This is a genomic window from Mycobacterium sp. GA-1285, from assembly GCF_001499905.1.
Classification (GTDB): domain Bacteria; phylum Actinomycetota; class Actinomycetes; order Mycobacteriales; family Mycobacteriaceae; genus Mycobacterium.
Genome location: NZ_LQIS01000018.1, coordinates 3,406 through 25,831 on the forward strand (window position 1 = coordinate 3,406; position 22,426 = coordinate 25,831).

Consider the following 22,426-nt stretch of genomic DNA (forward strand, 5'->3'; position numbering starts at 1 on the left):
ATGCGACACGAATACCGGGCATTGCCGCTGACTCGGCGACAGTTGGACATCTGGCTCGCGACCGCATCGGGTCACTCAACTACAGAGTGGCAGCTCGGGATGTTCGTGAAAATCGACGGCGCCATCGAACCCGGCGTCCTTGAAAAGGCAATCAGGCTAGGCCTTCTCGAAGCCGAGGCGGTCAGGGCCTCATTCGTGGAGAAGGACGGTCAGGTACGTCAACAGCCGATCGACTACTCAGACGTCCGACTCGAATCATACGACCTATGCGGCTCAGCGGACCCCGTAGCCGAAGCGCGCGCCATAGCCGCCTCGATCGAGCAAACGCCGATGCCCCTCGACGGAAAGCTGTTGAGCTTCAGCCTATTCCGGACACGGATCGACCAGTATTACTGGTTCGCCTGCTGCCACCACATCGTCATCGACGGGATGAGCATGGGGCTGGTCGGCCGTCGCATCGCCGCCATCTATTCCGCGCTCGTTTCCGGCGCACAACCCTCGCCCGCGGTATTCGGGTCACTAGAGGACCTCGTCACCTCCGAATTGCAATATGAGGAGTCGGCGGACTACGCCGACGATCGCGCCTACTGGAACCGCACTCTGTCCTCGGGCTGTGAGCAGATCTATCGGTGGGCGCCGGCTGCGGGAGGGGCCGGTTCACATCGGCCGTCGACGCCGATCGCCTTCGAGAAATCCTTGAATGTCCGCGTCCGAGAGTTGTCAAAAGCGCTGGGCGTTCGCCAGACGTCTGTGATCACCGCGGCCTGTGCCCTGCTGGTGCGCGAGTTCAGTGGCTTTGGTTCAGAAGTGGTGCTCGACTTCCCGGTCAGCAGGCGTGTCACCCCGACGTCCAGCTTGCTCCCAGGAATGCTTGCCGGGGTCGTCCCGCTCGTCTTGCGCACACCGCCGGACTGCGCGGTCGCCGACTTCCTGGTCCAGGTCGACACGCGGATCCGGGAAGCATTGCGCCATCAGCGTTTCCCTTTGCAAACACTCAGCGGCTATGGGCAAACCCTCGGCGCACGGCCGTCGAATCGGGTGGTGCTCAACTTCATCCCATCGAGGCTCTCGCTGGATTTCGCCGGCGTTCCAGCGACGGCGACATACACAACGTTCGGACCGGTCGAGCATTTCGGTCTGTTCTTCCTCGGGGTGGGCCGCGAACAGATGTTCTGCTCGGCAGGAATGGGCCAGCCGTTCTCCAGTTTCGCGGCCGCAGACCTGTCTTCGCGGCTGCAGACGATACTGGAGACGATGGCCGCGACACCCACGCGGCCGTTGTCGTCGGTCGACGTGACCCCAGCCGGTGAGCGCGCCAACCTGAGCGAACTGGGGCACGCCAACGCGTTGCGCGAGCGGATGCAGGCATCGCCGTCGATTCCGGCGCTGTTCTCCATGCAGGCCGCCCGTACGCCCACGGCGGTCGCTCTTGAATGCGGGCAACGCTTCTGGACATATCGCGAACTGGATGAGATGTCGAACCGGTTCGCGCATCTGCTGACGACGCGCGGCGTTGGTCCTGGGCGATACGTGGCGCTGCTGTCTCCCCGTTGCGCGGAAGCGGTCATCGCGATCCTGGCGGTACTCAAGACCGGCGCCGCGTATGTGGGGATCGACCCCGCGCTTCCCGCGCGGCGCATCGAGTACATGCTCCAGGACGCCGGCCCGGTCGCTGTGATCACCCGGGCCGGAATTCGACACCTGCTGCAGGGAAGTGAGCTACCGGTCATCGACCTCGACGACCCTGCCGCGGACGCGCACTCCGCCGGCGCCTTACCGGCACCTGACTCCAGCGACATCGCCCACCTCATCTACACGTCTGGCACCACCGGTGAACCCAAGGGCGTGGCCATCACGCATGGCAGTGTCACACAACTGCTGCAGCCGGCCGACAGCGATCTACCCGCACGCGCGTGGGCGCAGTGGCACTCCTATGGATTCGACGCCTCCGTGGAAGAAATATGGCGAGCGTTGCTGCACGGTGGTCGGCTCGTCGTGATCCCCGACGAGATAGCGGGCTCGCCGCACGAATTCCACTCGTTGCTGAGCTCCGCCGACGTCAGCGTATTGAGCCAGACTCCCTCGGCCCTGGCGACGCTCTCACCGGTGGGCTTGGAGTCGTTGACGGTACTCGTGGCCGGTGAGGCCTGCCCGGCCGCCCTGGTGGATCGCTGGGCGCCCGGGCGGGTGATGGTCAACGGCTACGGGCCCACCGAGACAACCATCTGTGCGGCGAGAAGTGCGCCGCTGCGAGCGGGCTGCGGTGAGCCACCGATCGGCTCACCCGCGGCCGGCGCCGCGTTGTTCGTGCTCGACGGCTGGCTGCGTCCGGTACCGGTCGGTGTGGTGGGTGAGCTCTATGTGGCCGGTCGGGGGGTGGGTCTCGGGTACTGGCGTCGGGCCGGTCTTACGGCGTCGCGGTTCGTCGCGTGTCCGTTCGGCGGCGCGGGAGCGCAAGGACAGAGGATGTATCGCACCGGCGATCTCGTGCGCTGGGGTCCGGACGGCCAGCTTCACTATCTCGGCCGCGCCGACGAGCAGGTCAAGATCCGCGGCTATCGAGTCGAGTTGGGCGAGATACGCGCCGCGCTCACCGGCCTGCCCGGCGTGGAGCACGCCGTCGTCATCGCCCGACAAGACCGTCCCGGCGAAACGCGTCTGGTCGGCTACATCGTCGGCAGCGCCGATCCGGTCGCGGCACGCACCGCGCTCGTCGAGCGGCTACCCGCCTACGAGGTCCCCAGCGCCGTCGTCGCGCTCGATGCGCTGCCGTTGACGCCCAACGGCAAGTTCGACACTCGAGCGCTGCCCGCCCCCGGACAACGAAGCGAAAACCGTTACCGCGCGCCGACCACGCCGACCGAGCAGATCCTCACCGGCATCTTCGAGCGGGTGCTAGGGCTCGTCCGGGTTGGGGTCGACGACTCGTTCTTCGAGCTCGGCGGGGATTCGTTGTCGGCGATGAGGGCAATCGGCGCCATCGCCGAAGCCATGGACGCCCACCTGTCGGTGCGAATGTTGTTCGACGCACCGACGGTCGCTTTGCTCGCACCGCATGTCAGCAGTGGGGATGGCCGCCGTGCGCCGTTGGTCGCCACCGAGCGTCCCGCGGCGATTCCCTTGTCGTTCTCCCAACGCCGGCTGTGGTTTCTCGACCAGTTGCAGCCCGGGGCCTACAACATGCCCACCGCATTCAGGATCGACGGTCCCTTGGACGTCGAGGCGCTGAGCGCGGCACTCGACGACGTCATCGCGCGCCATGAGGTACTGCGAACCGTCTATCGGCAGAGCGATGGTGTGCCCTGCCAGCAGGTGTTGCCCGCCCGAGCCGGGATGTGGCGTTGCGGCCCGGTGGAGACCCCGGTGGTGGAGAGGATGGCGGACGACGATGCGCTCGACGCGCTGAGTGCCTTGGCCCGCCACGAATTCGACCTTGCGAACCAAATCCCGATATGTGCCCAGATCTACGCAACCGGCCCCGACCGGTATCTCCTCGGACTGGTGATACACCACATTGCCTTCGATGGCTGGTCGGTGACACCGCTGGCGCGGGACCTCGCCGATGCGTACGAGGCCCGACGGCAGGGCCTCACAGTCGAGTTCTCGGAATTGCCCGTTCAGTACGCGGATTACGCGCTATGGCAGCGCGCGCAACTCGGTGATCTCGAGGACGGTCACAGTCCGATCGCCACCCAACTGGCGTACTGGCAGGAGGAGCTGGCGAATATGCCCGAGCGCCTCCAGCTTCCGACCGATCGTCCTTACCCCGCGGTGGCCGACCAGCGGGGCGCCACGGTGAAGGTCGACTGGCCGACGGCGCTGCAAGAGCGAATCCACCACATGGCCGCACGCTGCAACGCCACGAGTTTCATGGTCGCGCAGGCCGCCCTGGCGGTGTTGCTGTCCCGGTTGAGCGCCAGCGCCGATGTGGCGGTGGGATTTCCAAGCGCGGGACGTAGCGATCCAACACTCGATGAGTTGGTGGGCTTCTTCGTCAACACACTGGTGTTGCGGGTGGATCTGACCGGTGATCCCACGGTCGAAGAACTACTCGCGCAGGTCCGTCGGCGCAGCATCAACGCCTACGATCGTCAAGACGTGCCGTTCGAGGCGGTGGTCGATCGGCTCAACCCGACCCGGAGTCTCGCCCACCACCCGCTGGTCCAGGTGCTCCTGGCGTGGCAGAACCTGCCCGGCGGCATCGACCCCGCCGCAGCGTTGGCGCTGAGCGATCTCGAAATCACCCAGGTCCCGGTCGAGACCCGCACCGCGCGCATGGACCTGTCCTTCTCTCTAGCCGACCGCTGGACGAATAGCGGTGAGCCCGAGGGCATCTCGGTTGTTGCCGAGTTTCGCAGCGACGTTTTCGAGCCCGAGACTGTCAATACCCTGCTCGAGCGTTTCGAGCGGGTGCTGACGATCATGACCGGTCAGCCCACCGCGCGGTTGTCGTCGATCGACGTGCTTGACGCGAATGATTACGCCCGACTGGACCACATCGGGAACTGGGTGACGCTGCGGGAAGCCTCGGTGGCATCGGTGTCGGTTCCGGATATGCTCGCCGAGTACTCGACACGCTGCCCGGACGCGACCGCCGTTACATGCGGTGAGACCACGTGGACCTACGGTCAGCTCGACGAGATGTCGAACCGGTTGGCCGGCTTGCTCTTCAGCCACGGGGCGGTTCCCGGAGAGACCGTCGCGCTGCTGTCGGAGCGTACCGCCGAAGCCATAATGCTCATGCTCGCGGTGCTCAAGACCGGCGCGGCGTATCTGGCGATCGACCCGACCTACCCGGACAGCCGTATCGAGTTCATGCTCGAAGACGCCGCACCCGTCGTCGTGATCACCGCTGCCGCTATGCGTCCACGCCTCCACAGCTATGACGGAACCATTCTCGACATCGGCGACCCGGTTCCGCAGACACAACCCAGCCTCGATCGGCCGGTACCGACGCCCGACGACATCGCATATGTCATCTACACCTCCGGCACGACCGGAATCCCGAAGCCAGTGGCCATCACTCACCGCAATCTGGCCCATCTCGCCGCCTCGACACCATCCGAACTGCCTACGCCGCAGGTGTGGACGCAGTGTCATTCCTACGGGTTCGACTTCTCGGTGTGGGAGATCTGGGCCGCCCTGCTCGGCGGTGGCCGGCTGGTCGTCGTGCCGGAAGCGGTGACGGCGTCACCGGAGGAATTCCACGCCCTACTGGTGAGCGAGCAGGTCACCGTGCTCACGCAAACGCCCTCTGCAGCAAAGGCACTCGACCCGCGGGGCCTCGAGGCCATCGCGGTGCTGTTCGGAGGCGAGGCCTGCCCTGCCGACGTCGTGGACCAATGGGCGCCCGGGCGGGTGGTGATCAACGCCTATGGACCCACAGAGACCACTGTCTATGCGTCGATGAGCACGCCTATGAGCGCGGATTCGGGGCCCGCGCCGATCGGGGCACCGGTGTCGACCGCGGCGCTGTTCGCACTCGATGACCGCCTGCAAGCCGTCCCGGTCGGCGTAGTCGGTGAGTTGTACATCGCCGGCCAGGGAGTTGGCGTCGGCTATCTGCGCCGGCCCGGACTCACCAGCGGGCGGTTCATCGCCTGCCCGTGCGGGCAGCCCGGAACGCGGATGTATCGCACCGGTGATCTGGTGCGCTGGCGTACGGACGGCCAGCTCGACTATCTCGGTCGTGCCGACGAGCAGGTCAAGGTTCGCGGCTACCGCATCGAACTCGGCGAAGTCCAGGCCGCGCTCGCAGCCCTCGACGGCGTCGGACAGGCGGCCGTCATCGCCCGCGAAGATCAGCCCGGCATCAAGCGCCTCGTCGGCTACGTCACCGAAACCGCCACGGGGACGGTGGATCCGGTTGCCGCACGCGCCACCCTGACCGACTGGCTACCGGCCTACATGGTTCCCGCCTCGATCGTCGTTCTCGAAACGCTGCCGCTGACCGTCAACGGCAAGCTCGACGCCCGGGCCTTACCGGCACCGGTCTATGACAACATCAGCCGACACCGCGACCCCACCAATGCGGTCGAAGAAGTACTGGCCGGCATCTACGCCCAGGTACTAGGCCTGCAGCGGGTCAGCGTCGATGCCTCGTTCTTCGACCTCGGAGGCGACAGCATCCTGTCCATGCAGGTGGTTGCGCGCGCCCGCGCGGCGGGTCTGCGGTGTCGCGCTCGCGACGTCTTCATCGAGCAGAGCGTTGCCCGACTCGCGCGCGTTGCCGGGGTCGCTGACGCCGAGCCCGAAACGGTGGACGAAGGCACCGGCCCGATCACCGCCACCCCGATCATGCGGTGGCTGGCCGGGGTCGACGGCCCGGTCGGCGACTTCAACCAAACCGTCATCCTGCAGGTCCCGGCCGCGGTCACGCGCGCCGACATCTCCAGCATTCTCCAGACCCTCGTGAACCACCACGCGATGTTGCGTCTGTGCGCCGAACGCGGTGACTCCGGCTGGTCACTGAGCGTGCCCGAAGCCGGTTCGATCGACGTCGACGCCCATCTGCAAACGGTCGAAGCGTTGACACCAGACACATTGCGGGAGGGGCGATCCCGGCTCAGTCCCGAGACGGGGGTGATGCTGGTCGGCCTGTGGGCGCCCACGGCACGTGAACTGGCGTTGATAATGCACCACATGGCCGTCGATGCCGTCTCGTGGCGAATTCTGCTCGAAGACATCAACATCGCATGGACCCAGCACCACAGCGGAGAACCCATCGAGTTGCCGCACGGCGGCACCTCGTTCCAGCGATGGGCCGCCTTGCTCGACGAACTCGCAGACGGTCCGGAAGTCACCCTATACGCGGAATATTGGCGGACGGTACTGGCCACGCCCCCTGCCCTGCCCACCCCTCGGCCAGAAACGGATACCTATGCCAGTGCGGGACACCTGTCGTCATTGCTGGACGCCGACGTCACTCGCTTGCTGTTGGGGACCGCGACCGCGGCGTTACGCACCGGTGTGCAAGACGTTCTCCTGATCGCCTTCGTGCTGGCGTGCCGAGAGGTTCTCGGCGACCACGAGACGATCGCCGTCGACATCGAAGGCCATGGTCGTGACGAAGAGTTGGCGCCCGACTTGAACCTGTCGCGCACGGTGGGTTGGTTCACCGCCAAGTATCCCGTCGCGTTGTCCTTGGGGGCATTGCGCTGGCACGAAGTCGTAACCGGTGCCCCGGCGCTGGGCTCGCTTGCGAAGAGCGTGAAAGAGCAACTTCGCGCGGCGCCCGACGGATGGACGTACGGAGCGCTGCGCTACCAGGGTGCGGACACCGAGCTCACCGGGCCCGACCCGCCGATCGGTTTCAACTACCTCGGGCGCCTGGATGCCGAATCGTCGTCGGCATCTGAAAACGGCTGGCGCATCAGCCTGGAAACCATGGCACTGGCCACGACCGCGGCGGCCGTGCCCACACCGTTGACGCACACGCTCGAACTCGGCGTGGCCGGCATCGACACCGGCGAAGGCATTCGGCTGCAGGCGAATTGGACCTGGGCGCCGTCGGCACTGACCGAAACGCAGGTAGATCACCTCAACCGACTCTGGTTCGAGGCGCTCGCCGGAATATGCGCCTACGTGAACAGCGGCGGCAACGGCCTCACCCCTTCCGACATCGCTCCCCTCAACCTCGACCAACGCCAACTGGACGAACTGCAAGAGCAAGGGAGCGTCGCCGACGTCCTTCCGCTCACCCCTCTGCAAGAGGGCTTGCTGTTCCACGCGGGCGCTACGACCAACGCGGGCGACGACGTCTATGCGATGCAACTCGACATCACGATCGCCGGCCCGCTCGATCCCGAGCGCCTCCGAGATGCCATCGACGCCGTCGCCGCGCGCCACCCCAATCTCACCGCCCGTTTCGACGGCCGATATAGCCGGCCGATTCAGATCATCCCCACACAACCCGAAATACCGTGGAGTCTCCTCGACGCCGATGCCAACCGCATGGACGTCGACATCGACCCGGGCTTGGCCACGGCGGCGGGCAGCCGACCCCCCCGGCCCGTCACCGTCTCGACGCCCCTCCCGTCCCCGCGTGAAGGCGGGCCGATGGGTTCGACACGTCGGCGGGTCGATGTCGATGTCTCGCAGTGTATTTCGCAGTTCCTCGCCGATGAACGGGCCGCGGTCTGTGACCTGGCCCGGCCGCCGTCCCTGCGGGCGGCATTGATCCGAATCGGACCAGATTGCCACCGGTTGGTGTTGACCAATCATCACATCGTGCTCGACGGCTGGTCGTTGCCCATCGTCGCTCAGGAGATCTTCGCGAGCTACTACGGGCATGATCTTCCCGCCGCGGCGTCGTATCGCCGGTACGTCACGTGGCTTGCGGGCCGAGACACGGCCGCTGCACATGCCGCGTGGCGTGAAGTCCTGGCGGACGTCGAAACACCCACCCTCGTCGGGTCTCCGAACCGCCTGAAGCTCGGTCCGCGTGGCAACCTCGCGGTGCAGGTAACCCAGGAGACGACGAGCGCGCTCGGCGAGTTGGCGCGCTCCTGCCACACCACCGTCAACACCGTGTTGCAGGCTGCGTGGGCACAGCTGCTCATGTCGCTGACGGGATCACACGATGTCGTGTTCGGGACGGCGGTTTCGGGGCGGTCGGCCGATGTCGTAGGCGCCGAATCGATGGTCGGACTACTGATCAACACCGTACCGGTACGGGCCAGGATCACTCCGTCGATGACCGTGACCGAGCTGCTTTCGCAACTTCAGCGCGGGTACAACCAGACTCTGGAGCATCAGCACGTCGGGCTGGCCGAACTCCATCGCATCACCGGCCATGATCCGCTGTTCGACACCGTTTTCGTCTACGAGAATTACCCGGTCGACACGCGGGCGTTACTCAGCAACGGCCTGACGATCACCGACGTGACCGGCCGCGAGTCGACGCATTACCCGATGGCGGTCGTCGCTCACCCCGGCAGCGAACTCGGTGTGCGTTTCGAGTTCGACACCGATGTCTTCGACGCATCCGAGATCGACAGGCTCGGACATCGATTGCACCTTGTGCTGCAGGCGATGGCCGCAGACCCGACGCGTCGATTGTCGTCGATCGATCTGCTCGAGGGCGGCGAACAGGCCGAGTTGGACGGGTACGGACACCGGGCGACGCTGACCACACCCGTCGAGCCGGCGTCGATTCCCGCGATCTTCGCCGCCCAGGTTGAGCGTGCGCCGGAGGCGGTGGCGGTGTCCTTCACAGACAACACCGCCTCGAGCATCTCGTATCGCGAGCTCGACGAGAAGTCGAACCGATTGGCGCAGTTACTTATCCAGCGAGGCGCGGGTAGGGGGCGATGCGTCGCCTTGGTGGCGGAGCGCTCAGCACAGGCGGTCGTCGCGATCCTGGCAGTCCTCAAGAGCGGGTCCGCCTACCTTCCGATCGACCCTGCCGTACCGCGGACGCGGATCGAGTTCATCGTCGCCGATGCCCGACCGAGCCTGCTTCTGACCACCGCGGACCTGGCCGACGGGTTGAGCGGCCTCGATGTCGCGCACATCCTGATCGACGACGCCGCGGCGTACACGGCGCCGGACACGCCGCCACCCCTACCGTCGGCCGATGACATCGCTCACATCATCTACACGTCGGGCACGTCCGGCGTGCCGAAAGGGGTTGCGGTCGACCATCGCAACGTGACTCGGCTCTTCGACCGTCTCGCTCCGGGCTTCGAACTCGGCCCGCATCTGGTGTGGACGCAGAGCGCCTCGCTGGCATTCGACTTCTCGGTCTGGGAAATCTGGGGTGCTCTGTTGTTCGGTGGGCGACTCGTCGTGGTGCCCAAGGCCGTCGCGCGCTCACCCAAAGACTTCCACACCCTGCTGCGCAGCGAACACGTCAACGTGTTGAGCCAAACGCCGTCAGCGCTACAGGCGCTTCCCATCGAGGGTTTGGAAGCGGTGAACGTGATGGTGGCCGGTGAAGCCTGCCCACCCGAGGTGGTGCGACGGTGGGCACCCAGCCGGGTGATGGTCAACGGCTACGGCCCGACCGAGATCACGGTGTACGCGTCGATCAGCGCACCCCTGACCGCAGAGTCGAACCCTGTGCCGATCGGCACACCGGTTCCGGGCGCGGCGCTGTTCGTCCTCGATGGCTGGTTGCGGCGAGTTCCCGCCGGTGCGGTGGGCGAACTGTACGTGGCGGGCCACGGCGTCGGGGTCGGATACTGGCGCCGATCCGGCCTGACGGCATCGCGATTCGTCGCCTGTTCCTTTGGCGCAGCGGGTGCACGAATGTATCGCACAGGCGACCTCGTACGGTGGGGCCACGACGGGCAACTGCAGTATCTGGGACGAGCCGACGAGCAGGTGAAGATCCGCGGCTACCGCATCGAGCTCGGCGAGGTGCGCAGCGCACTCACCGCGCTGCATGGTGTCGACCAGGCCGCGGTGATCGTGCGGGAGGACCGTCCCGGTGACAAGCGCCTCGTCGGCTACATCACCGAAACAGCCGCCGGGACAGTCGATCTACCGGGCGTGCGGACGTTGCTGGCCGAGCAGCTGCCCGCGTACATGGTCCCCTCGGCCGTGGTCCTCCTGGACAGGTTGCCCCTGACGCCCAACGGCAAGCTCGACGCTCGCGCGTTGCCCATGCCCGGATACCCCGGCGGCCGGCAGTACCGCGCTCCGACCACACCCGTCGAGGAGATGCTCGCACGGACGTATGCGCACATCCTCGGACTCGACCGGGTGGGCGTCGACGACTCGTTCTTCGACATCGGCGGCGACAGCATCCTGGCGATGCGTGCGGTCGCCGAGATCAACGCCGCTCTCGACTCCGATCTCTCCATCCGGACGCTGTTCGACGCTCCGACCGTCGCCGAACTGGCACTCCGCATCCGCGGCGAAGCGATACCCCGCACGCCCTTGCTCGCCGGTGCGCGACCGCCGACGATCCCCTTGTCGTTCGCCCAGAACCGGCTGTGGTTCCTCGAACAACTACAGGGTCCTTCGCCGGTGTATCACATGGCGGTGGCATTGCGCCTGCGGGGACGGCTGGATGTCGAGGCGCTGCGTGAGGCGCTCGGCGACGTCGTGTCCCGTCACGAGACTCTGCGCACCGTGTTCCCGGCTCAGGGGGGCGTGCCCCAACAGGTCGTCATCAGTGCCGATAGAGCCGATTTCGGTTGGCGGCTCGTCGATTCCACCGCCTGGTCGGCCAGTCGGCTGACGGAGGCGATCGAGGACGCGGTAGGGCGAGCGTTCGACTTGTCCAGCCAAATACCCCTGCGTGCAGCGCTCTTCCGGATCAGTGACGACGAACATGTACTGGCAGGCGTGGTGCACCATATCGCCGCCGACGGCTGGTCTATCACGCCACTGGTTCGCGACCTGAGCGTCGCTTACGCCGGCCGTTGCGCTGGACGGCCACCGGATTGGGCGCCACTACCGGTGCAGTACGTCGACTACACGCTCTGGCAGCGTGCGCTGTTCGGTGACCTCGACGACGGCGGCAGTCTGATCGCCGAGCAACTCGCCTATTGGCGGGATGCGTTGGTGGGATTACCGGAACGGCTCACGCTTCCGACGGATCGGCCCTACCCGCCCGTCGCCGACCTGCGCGGGGGCACGGTCGAGGTCAGTTGGCCGGCCGACATCCAGCGGCGCGTGAACGATCTGGCCGTCCGATGCAGGGTGACCAGCTTCATGGTCGTCCAGGCCGCGTTGGCAGTGGTCCTGTCCCGGCTCAGCGGCAGTCGCGATGTCGCCGTTGGTTTTCCGATCGCCGGGCGTAGCGACCCGGCCCTCGACTCGCTGGTCGGCTTCTTCGTCAACCTGTTGGTGTTGCGGGTGGATCTGGCGGGCGACCCGACCGTGGCGGAGCTGCTGATGCACGTACGACAGCGCAGCCTCGGCGCGTACGAACATCAGGACGTGCCCTTCGAGTTCTTGGTCGATCGGCTCAACCCGGACCGAAGCCTCGCCCACCACCCGTTGGTTCAGGTTGCGTTGGCTTGGCAGGGTTCCACGGGAGCCGTGAGCAGTTCGCCAACCGGCTTGGCGCTCGGCGAGCTGCAGGTGAGTCAGATACCGGTGGAGACCCACAGTGCCCGCATGGACCTGGTTTTCTCCCTGTCCGAACGGTGGATGGGCAGCGGTGATTTGGACGGTATCGGCGGAACCGTGGAATACCGCACCGACGTCTTCGACGAAGCCACGATCGAGACCCTGGTCGCACGGCTGCTGCGCGTTCTGACGACGATGACGGCGGACCCGGGGCTGCGGATGTCGACGGTGGATGTGCTGGACACCGAAGAGCACACGCGACTCGACGCCTTCGGCAACCGCGCGGCACTGACCGCACCGTCCAATGCTCGCGTATCGATACCGGCGATCTTCGCCGAGCATGTGGCAGGCAGGCCGGAGCTGATCGCGGTCACCTGCTGCGATCGCACGTGGACTTATCGACAGCTCGACGAAGCGTCGAATCGTCTGGCGCACTTCCTCGTAGGCTCCGGAGCCGGGCCCGGCCGATGCGTGGCCCTCATGCTGACACGATCCGGCGAAGCGATCGTGGCCATCCTCGCGATACTCAAGACGGGTGCCGCCTACCTGCCGATCGATCCCGCGCTTCCCAGTGCGCGAGTCCAGTTCCTGGTGGCCGACGCCGCGCCGATCGCCGCGATCACCTCCTCCGATTTGCGTCCGCGATTCGGCGAAAGCGACCTGCAGCTGATCGATCTGGACGACCCCGCCATCGAGACCTTCCCCGACACCACCCTGCCCACACCCGATGCCGACGGTCTTGCGTACATCATCTACACCTCGGGTACCACCGGAACGCCCAAAGGTGTTGCCGTCACGCACTCCAACGTGACCCAGTTGCTGGCGTCACTCGATGCGGGCTTGCCTCGACCGGGCGTATGGCCGCAGTGCCACACACTGGCGTTCGACGTTTCCGTCTGGGAGATCTTCGGTGCGCTTCTGCGCGGTGGTCGAGTGGTGGTGATACCCGAAGACGTGACGGCCTCTCCGGACGATCTCCACAGCGTGCTGGTTTCCGAGCGGATCAGCGTGCTCACGCAGACGCCGTCGGCGGTGAGAATGCTGCCGCGTGACGGACTGAACGCAGCGGCCCTGGTGGTGGTCGGCGAGGCGTGCCCGGCCGAGGTGGTGGATCAGTGGGCCCCCGGGCGGATGATGGTCAACGCCTATGGACCGACCGAGACCACCATGTGCGTGGCCATCAGCGCACCACTGGCGGCGGGGTCGGGAGCGCCGATCGGCTCACCGGTATCGGATGCGGCCCTGTTCGTGCTCGACGAATGGCTGCGGCCGGTGCCCACCGGGTCGGTGGGCGAACTGTACGTCGCGGGAGCGGGTGTGGCGTGTGGCTACATCGGGCGGTCGGCGCTGACCGCGAACCGATTCGTGGCGTGCCCCTTCGGGCAGCGGGGCGCGCGGATGTACCGCACCGGCGATCTGGTGTGCTGGCGCCCGGACGGCCAACTGCACTATCTGGGACGCGTCGACGAGCAGGTCAAGATCCGCGGCTACCGCGTCGAACTCGGCGAGATCCAGAAGGCGTTGGCCGACGTGGACGGTGTGGAGCAGGCAGTCGTCGTCGCCCGTGAGGATCGCCCCGGTGACAGACGCCTGGTGGGTTACTTCACCGGAACGGCAGATCCGCGTACGGCACGCGCTGCACTGGGTGAACGGTTGCCTGCATACATGGTGCCGCACAACGTGATTGCGGTCGACGCGTTGCCGCTGACTGCCAACGGCAAACTCGACATTCGTGCACTGCCTGCGCCGGACCATCAGGGGGAGCCGTACCGCGCACCGGCCGATGCGGTCGAAGAGATCCTTGCCGGTATCTACGCGCAGGTGTTGGGCCGCGACAGAGTCGGCGTCGACGACCCCTTCTTCGATCTGGGAGGCGACAGCATCCTGTCGATGCAGGTGGTCGCGCGTGCTCGCGCCGCGGGTGTGGCCTGCCGGCCACGCGACATCTTCGTCGAGCAGACCGTGGCACGGCTGGCCCGCGTCGCCCGGGTGGCCACCGTCGACAACGGTCCCGTCGACGAGGGTGTCGGTGACGTGTCGGCAACCCCGATCATGCGGTGGCTGGCCGACATGAAAGGCCCCGTCGGACAGTTCAATCAAACGCTGGTGCTGCAAGCACCCACCGGGGTGAACAACAAGGACGTCGTCGTCCTGGTGCAGGCGTTGTTGGATCGCCACGCGATGTTGCGGCTCCGGGTCGCCGGTGACACGCTCAGCACGCCGGAGCCGGGTTCGGTCGACGCAGGAACGTGTGTGCAAGCGGTCGACGAGATGTCCGGCGAGGCGCTGGCAGCGGCGCGATCGCGATTGGATCCGGCCGGCGGACGGATGCTCAGCGCTTTGTGGGTATCCGACAGCGGCCAACTGACGCTGATCGTTCACCATCTGGCCGTCGACGCGGTGTCATGGCGCATCCTGCTCGAAGACCTCAACATCGCCTGGGGTCAACACCACAGCGGACATCCGGTGACTCTGCCGCGCGCAGGCACCTCATTCCGGCGGTGGTCCGCGCTGCTCGCCGATCGCGCCCACGACCCCGGCGTGGAGGCGCAGGCCGACAAGTGGAAGCAGGTCGCAACGGCGCCATCCGCGCTGCCCGCACCCGATGACGACGCCGACACCTACGCCAGCGCCGGACATCTCACGAGCTCGTTGGACACCGACACGACCCGCATGCTCCTCGACGCCGTTCCTGCCGCGTTCCACGCTCCGATACAAGACATTCTGCTCATCGCCTACGGAATGGCGTTGTCGGAGTTCCTCGCTCATCGCGATCCCCTCGCGATCGACGTCGAGGTCCACGGCCGCGAGGAAGACCTCGCACCCGACATCGATCTTTCGCGGACCGTCGGCTGGTTCACGGCGAAGTACCCAGTCGCTCTTGCGACGAATGGGCTGCGCTGGGACAAGGTCCTCGCCGGCGACGAGACGTTGGGCGCAGCCGTGAAAGCCGCCAAGGAACAGCTGCGCGGGCTGCCCAGCGGATTGACCTATGGACTGCTGCGCTACCTCAACGCTGACATCGACCTGCCCGACGACGACCCGGCGATCGGATTCAACTACCTGGGCCGGCTGCAGGATGCCGGCACCGAGGACAATGGTGGCCTGTGGCGCGTCAGTCGGGACGCAGTGTCGGTGAGCGCCGCCGCCGCCGCGATACCCATGCCCTTGGCACACACCGTGGAAGTCAACGCCGCGATCGTCGATATCGACGAAGCTCCACAGCTGCGTGTCGAATGGCTTTGGGCAACTTCGGTTCTCGACAGCTCCGAGATCGCCAGACTCAGCCGGTTGTTCGCCGAGGTCCTGAGCGGCGTCTGCGCGCACGTGCGCAGCCGCGGCGGCGGACTGACCCCCTCCGACATCCTTCCCGCCCGGCTCGATCAGCGCCAGATCGACCACCTCGAGCGACAATTCGGCATTGCCGACATCCTCCCGCTCACCCCCATGCAACAAGGTCTGCTCTTCCACGCCAACTCCGTGCTGGGCGACGACGACCACCTGTACGCGATGCAACTCGACATCACCATCGCGGGCCCGCTGGACACCGACCGCCTCCAAGCGGCCGCACGTGCCGTCGCGGTTCGTCACCCGCAGCTGGTCTCCCGGTTCTGCCAGGAGTACGACCCGCCCATCCAGATCATCCCGGGCGATGCCAGGCCCGGGTGGCGCTACGTCGACGTGGCGGCCGCCGGCCCGCAAGCCGACGAACACATCGCACGGGTATGCGCGCAGGAGCGCGCTGCGGTCTGCCGCCTCGACGACCCGCCGGCATTCCGTGTCGCGCTGATACGGACGGCGGACGACAGGCATCGGTGCGTTCTGAGTTTTCACCACATCGTGATCGACGGCTGGTCACTTCCCATCCTCGCGCAGGAGATGTTCGCGAGCTACTTCGGTCACCGACTCCCGGCGCCCGGATCGTTCCGCCGGTACGTCAGCTGGCTGTCTGATCGAGACCTCGATGGCGCTCGCGCGGCCTGGCGCGAAGTACTGTCCGGATTCGACACTCCCACGTTGGTGGCCCCGCCGAATCGGCGTGGCCGCCGACGTGTCGAATCGTTCCGGTTGTCCGAACGGATCACTCGGTCAATCGAGGAGTTGGCGCGCGCCGAGCGCACCACGGTCAACACCGTACTGCAAGCGGCCTGGGCGCAGCTTCTGGTGTGGCTGACCGGCCACCATGACGTCGTGTTCGGTACCGCGGTGTCCGGGCGCCCGGCGGATCTGCCCGACGCGGAGTCGATGATCGGTCTGCTGATCAACACCGTTCCCGTCCGCGCCACGTTCACAACGGAGACCACCACGTCCGACGTGCTCGCCCGACTTCAGAGCGCGCACACCGAAACCCTCGAACATCAGCACCTGGCGCTCAACGAGATTCACCGCATCGCGGGATGCGACCAACTCTTCGACACCCTGTTCGTCTACGAGAACTACCCGGTAACCACATCCGCGCTCGTCGAGGCCGACGGATTGACGGTCACCGACCTCGTCACGCGTGAACGCAACGACTACCCGCTGACGCTTCAGGCGATGCCGGGCAACGAAATCGCCCTCCGTCTCGAGTTCGACGCCGACATGTTCGAGGCGGTCGCCATCGACAAGCTGGTGAGAGGCTTGCAGCGGATGTTGGAGGCGATGGCCTCCGACCCGACGAGGCGGCTGCTGTCGGTCGATCTGCTCGCCGAGGACGAGCATGCCCATCTGGACCGACTGGGGAACCGGGCGGTGCTGGAGCAACCCTCGTCACCGGTGTCGATACCCGTCGCGTTCGCGGCGCAGGTGGCGCGCACACCGTCGGCCTTCGCACTCAGCTGCGGTGAATCCGCATGGACCTATCGCGAACTCGACGAGGCGTCGAACCGTTTGGCCCACCTGCTCGCCGACAAAGGGGCCGGCCCCGGAGACTCGGTGGCGCTGCTGCTTCCGCGGTGTGCAGAGGCGATCGTGGCGATCCTGGCGGTGCTCAAGACAGGGGCCGCGTACCTGCCCTTGGACCCCGGACATCCGCCTGCCCGGATCAGGTTCGTCTGTGAGGACGCCGACCCGATCGCTGCCGTCACCACCGCCGAATTGGCGGACCGGTTCGGCGAGTGCGATCTGCCGGTCGTCGATATCGCCGACCCGCTGATCGACTCCCAACCGAGCACCCCGCTGCCCGCACCGGCGCCCGACGACATCGCCCACATCATCTACACCTCGGGGACCACGGGTGTGCCCAAAGGCGTTGCGGTCACGCAGTACAACGTCATGCAACTCTTCGACGCGCTCGATGTCGGTTTCGAATTGACACCCGGACAGGTGTGGTCGCAGTTCCATTCCTACGCCTTCGATTTCTCCGTGTGGGAAATCTGGGGGGCGTTGCTTCACGGGGGCCGTCTGGCGGTGGTGCCCGAGTCACTTGCGCGTTCCGCTGACGACTTTCATGCCTTGCTGGCGCGCGAGAACGTCACTGTGCTGACTCAAACCCCCTCTGCTGTGCGGGGATTGACGCCCGATGGCTTGGGTCCAGCGGCTTTGGTCATCGGCGCCGAAGCGTGCCCGGCCGAGCTGGTCGATCTGTGGGCACCTGGCCGGACGATGATCAACGTCTATGGTCCTACCGAAACGACGATGTGGTTGGCCAAGAGCGCACCGCTGGCGGCGGGCTCCGGGTCGCCGCCGATCGGCTCCCCGGTAGCGGGCGCCGCCTTTTTCGTTCTCGACGGATGGCTGCGGCCGGTGCCGGTCGGCGTGGTGGGGGAGTTGTATCTGGCCGGCCGCGGCGTCGGCGTGGGATATTGGCGCCGACCGGGTTTGACGGCGTCACGCTTCGTCGCGTGTCCGTTCGACGGATTCGGTGCGCGGATGTACCGCACCGGCGACCTCGTCTGCTGGGGCGCCGACGGGCAACTGCGCTATTTCGGGCGAGCCGACCAACAGGTCAAGATCCGCGGCTACCGTATCGAACTCGGCGAAGTGCAGGCGGCGCTCTCGGAGCTCGACGGAGTCGAACATTCCGTCGTCATAGCCCGCGAGGACCGCCCCGGAGACAAGCGACTCGTCGGGTATATCACCGGCTCGGCCGACCCGGGACAGTGCCGCGCCGCCCTTACGGAACGGCTGCCGTCATATATGGTGCCGTCCGCGGTGGTGGTGCTCGACGCCCTTCCGGTCACCGTCAACGGCAAGCTCGACACCCGCGCGCTGCCCGCCCCGGAGTACGTCGACATCGACCGATACCGCGCCCCCACAACGGCTCTCGAAGAGATTCTGGTCGGAATCTTCGCCCAAGTCCTCGGGTTGCCGCGCGTCGGCGTCGACGACTCCTTCTTCGACCTGGGTGGTGACTCGGTCTCGGCGATGCGGGCGACGGCAACGATCAAAACGACGCTCGACGCCGACATCTCGGTGCGGACCCTGTTCGACGCACCGACGGTCGCCCAGCTGGCCCCCGTCCTCGTCACCGAGCCCGATCCGTATCCGCTCTCCGCGGCCGAGCAGCGGCCCGAGATGATTCCGCTGTCGTTCGCCCAGAGTCGACTCTGGGTCATCGATCAGCTCCTGGGGCCCTCGCCGGTCTACAACATCGCGATCGCGCTGCGGCTGCGGGGGCGGCTGGAGGTGGATTCGCTACGTGCTGCGCTCACCGACGTGGTCGGCCGCCACGAGAGCCTGCGCACGCTCGTCGCCGCCCATGACGGAACGCCACACCAGGTCGTGGTCGCCGCTGAGAAGGCCGCTGCGAGTTGGGCACACGTCGACGCGGCGGCGTGGTCGGCGGAGCGGTTGGCGGAGGCGGTCGGTCTGGCCACGCGTCAGACCTTCGACTTGGCATCCGAAATACCCCTGCGGGCAACGCTGTTCCGGATATCACCCGATCACCATGTCCTGGTCGGCGTGGTGCACCATATCGCCGCTGATGGGTGGTCGGTGACGCCGTTGGTGCGGGATCTCGCGGTGGCGTATGCCGCGCGGCGGCGAGGGCAGTCCCCGCAGTGGGCGCCGTTGCCGGTGCAGTACGTGGACTACACCCTGTGGCAGCGTGCACGGCTGGGTGAGCTCGACGACAGTGACAGCCCGATCTCGGCCCAATTGGCCTACTGGATGCGAACGTTGTCCGGCATGCCCGAACGCCTGGCGCTGCCCACGGACCGGCCCTATCCGGCCGTTGCCGATCAACGCGGCCAGACCCTGACGGTGGCGTGGTCGCCGGACCTGCAGCATCAGGTCCGTTCGGTGGCCGCCGAGTGCAACGCGACCAGCTTCATGGTGATGCAGACCGCGCTGGCGGTGCTGCTGTCCCGACTGAGTGCCAGTCCAGATGTGGCGGTCGGCTTCCCCATCGCCGGTCGCACCCACCCCGCACTCGACGAGTTGATCGGCTTCTTCGTCAACACGTTGGTACTGCGAGTGGATCTGACCGGGGATCCGAGTTTCGTCGAACTGCTGGATCAAGTGCGTCGACGCAGCCTGGCGGCTTTCGAACATCAGGACCTGCCCTTCGAGGTGCTGGTGGAGCGGCTCAATCCGGTACGGTCACTGGCGCATCACCCTCTTGTCCAAGTTTTGGTGGCCTGGCAGAACCTCGACGGGCATACCGCCGACCCGTCGACCGTCCTGGCGCTCGACGATGTGCAGGTCGATCGGCTGTCGGCCGACACCCAGACCGCACGGGCGGATCTGACGTTCTCGCTGTCAGAGCATTTCACCGACTCCGGTGAACCGGCCGGCATCTGGGGAGCGGTCGAGTTCCGCACCGACATATTCGATCTCGCGAGCATCGAAGCACTCGTCGATCGACTGGAACGGCTGCTGACCGCGATGACCGCCGACCCCCGCCGCCGAGTCTCGGAGACAGACCTGCTCGGTGCGCATGAGCACCACCGGCTGGACGCGATCGGTAACCGGCGGGTGTTGAACGGTCCCGTACCGGCCGGGGTGTCGGTGCCGGAGCTGTTCGCCGAGAATGTGATTCGGATGCCGGCCGCGATGGCGGTCAGCGACGGAACCCGATCCCTCTCCTACCGTCAGCTCGAGGAGACGGCCAACCGGTTGGCGCACCTGCTGATCGGGCGAGGTGTCGGACGTGGCGCATGTGTCGCGCTGATGTTCGATCGCTGCTGGGAGGCGATCGTCGCGATGCTCGCGGTGCTGAAGACGGGCGCCGCGTACCTTCCGATCGATCCGGCTCATCCTCGTCGGCGCGTCGAGTTCATGATCGACGACGCCGCTCCTGCCGCGGTCGTCACCAAGGCCGCCTTGGCCGAGAAGTTGAACGATCTCGACGTCGTGATCGTCGACGTCGACGACCCCGCCGTCACCCTGTGCCCGAGCACACCGTTGGCCGCCGCACCGACGGCCGACGACATCGCGTACCTGATCTACACCTCGGGCACCACCGGAACCCCGAAGGGAGTGGCCGTCACTCATCGGAATCTGGCTCATCTCGCCGAGTCCACCCCGGCCTCGCTGCCGGGCGCACCGGTATGGACGCAATGTCATTCTTACGGGTTCGACTTCTCGGTGTGGGAGATCTGGGCGGCGCTGCTCGGCGGGGGACGGCTGGTCGTCGTTCCTGACGAAACCGTCGGCGCACCAGACGATTTCCACGCCTTGATGAGCCGCGAGCGGGTCACGGTGCTGACGCAGACTCCGTCCGCATCGGCGGCGCTGTCGCCGCAGGCGTTGGAGCCGACAACGGTGCTCCTCGGTGGGGAACCGTGTGCGGCCGACGTGGTCGACCGGTGGGCCCCAAGGCACACGGTGATCAACGCCTATGGCCCCACCGAAGCGACCGTGTACGTGTCGATGAGCCCGCCGCTGGTCCCGGGTTCGGGAGCGGCGCCGATCGGGGCACCGGTATCCACCGCGGCGGTGTTCGTACTCGACGAATGGCTGCGTCCGGTGCCGCGCGGTGTGGTCGGTGAGCTGTATGTGGCCGGCCGCGGCGTGGCGATGGGTTATCTCGGCCGAGCCCGGTTGACCGCATCGTCGTTCATCGCCTGCCCATTCGGTCGACCGGGCACGCGAATGTACCGCACCGGGGATCTGGCGTGTTGGCGTCACGACCAGTTGCGATATCTGGGGCGTGCCGACGAGCAGGTGAAGGTCCGCGGCTACCGCATCGAGCTCGGCGAAATCCAAAGCGCGATGGCCGCTTTGGACGGTGTTGAACAGGCCGTCGTCATCACCCGCGAACATCGCGCGGGTGACAAGCGCCTCGTCGGGTACATCACCGGCACCGCCGCCCCCGGCGAGGTACGCACCGCGCTGGCCGAGCGGCTACCCGCCTATATGGTGCCGACCGCGGTCGTGACGCTCGAATCGATTCCGATGACGGTCAACGGCAAGCTCGACATCCGCGCCCTGCCCGTACCGGAATATGTCGACATCGACCGATATCGCGCCCCCACAACCGCTGTCGAAGAGGTCCTGGCCGGGATATACGCGCAGGTCCTCGGCCTCGAGCGGGTGGGCGTCGACGACTCGTTCTTCGACCTCGGCGGGGACAGCATCCTGTCGATGCAAGTGGTGGCCCGTGCTCGCGCCGCCGGCCTGCGTTGTCGGCCCCGTGATGTCTTCGTCGAGCAGACCGTGGCCCGACTGGCAGGCATGGTCACACTGGCCGATGCGACCGGTGACGCCGACGATATCGGCGTCGGCCGGGTGGTGCCCACACCGATCATGCACTGGCTGCACGACATCGACGGTCCCGTCGGCGAATTCAATCAGGCGATCGTCGTCCACGCCCCGACCGGGGCGAGCGAGGCCGACGTGGTGTCGGTGCTGCAGGCACTGCTCGACCACCACGCCATGCTGCGGGTGCGGGTCAGCGAGGACGACGGCGACGGCTGGGAACTGGATGTGCCCGAGCCCGGATCCATCCGTGCCGAGGCGTGCCTGGAAACCGTGCAGGCGCTCACCGGGGAGACGCTCACCGCAGCACGCGCGCGGCTGGCTCCGGGCGCCGGGGCCGTGCTGGCCGCGGTCTGGGCGCCGGCGACCGGGGACTTGGCGTTGATCATTCACCACCTCGCGGTCGACGCGGTGTCGTGGCCGGTCCTCATCGAAGACCTCAACATCGCGTGGGCTCAACACCGCGGTGGTGAACACATCGCCCTACCCTCCGTCGGCACCTCATTCTTGAGGTGGGCGTCGATACTGAGCCGGTATGCCCACACCGAAGAGGTTGTCGCACAAGCTGACACGTGGATGCGCGTGACGGCAGCACCGCTCGCGTTTCCTGCGCCCTCACCCGATCGCGACACGTACGCCAGTGCCGAACACCTGTCGGCATCACTGGATACCGCCGCCACGCGCGCGCTGCTCGCAGAGGTGCCCGCAGCGCTTCACTGCGCGCTCGACGACATCCTGTTGATCGCAATGGCCTTGGCGTGCAACGAGTTTCTCGGCTCGG

The 22,426-nt window shown here is 66.6% G+C and carries 1 protein-coding gene (cut by a window edge); it reads left to right on the plus strand.

The window, feature by feature from the left end; all coding sequences use genetic code 11:
* Nucleotides 1–22,426, plus strand: the 5' portion of a protein-coding gene (locus AU193_RS12440; RefSeq protein ID WP_082682951.1) for a non-ribosomal peptide synthetase. 7,643 nt of this gene lie beyond the right edge of the window; only the first 22,426 of its 30,069 coding nucleotides appear in the window; its start codon is at nucleotides 1–3; the stop codon falls past the right edge of the window.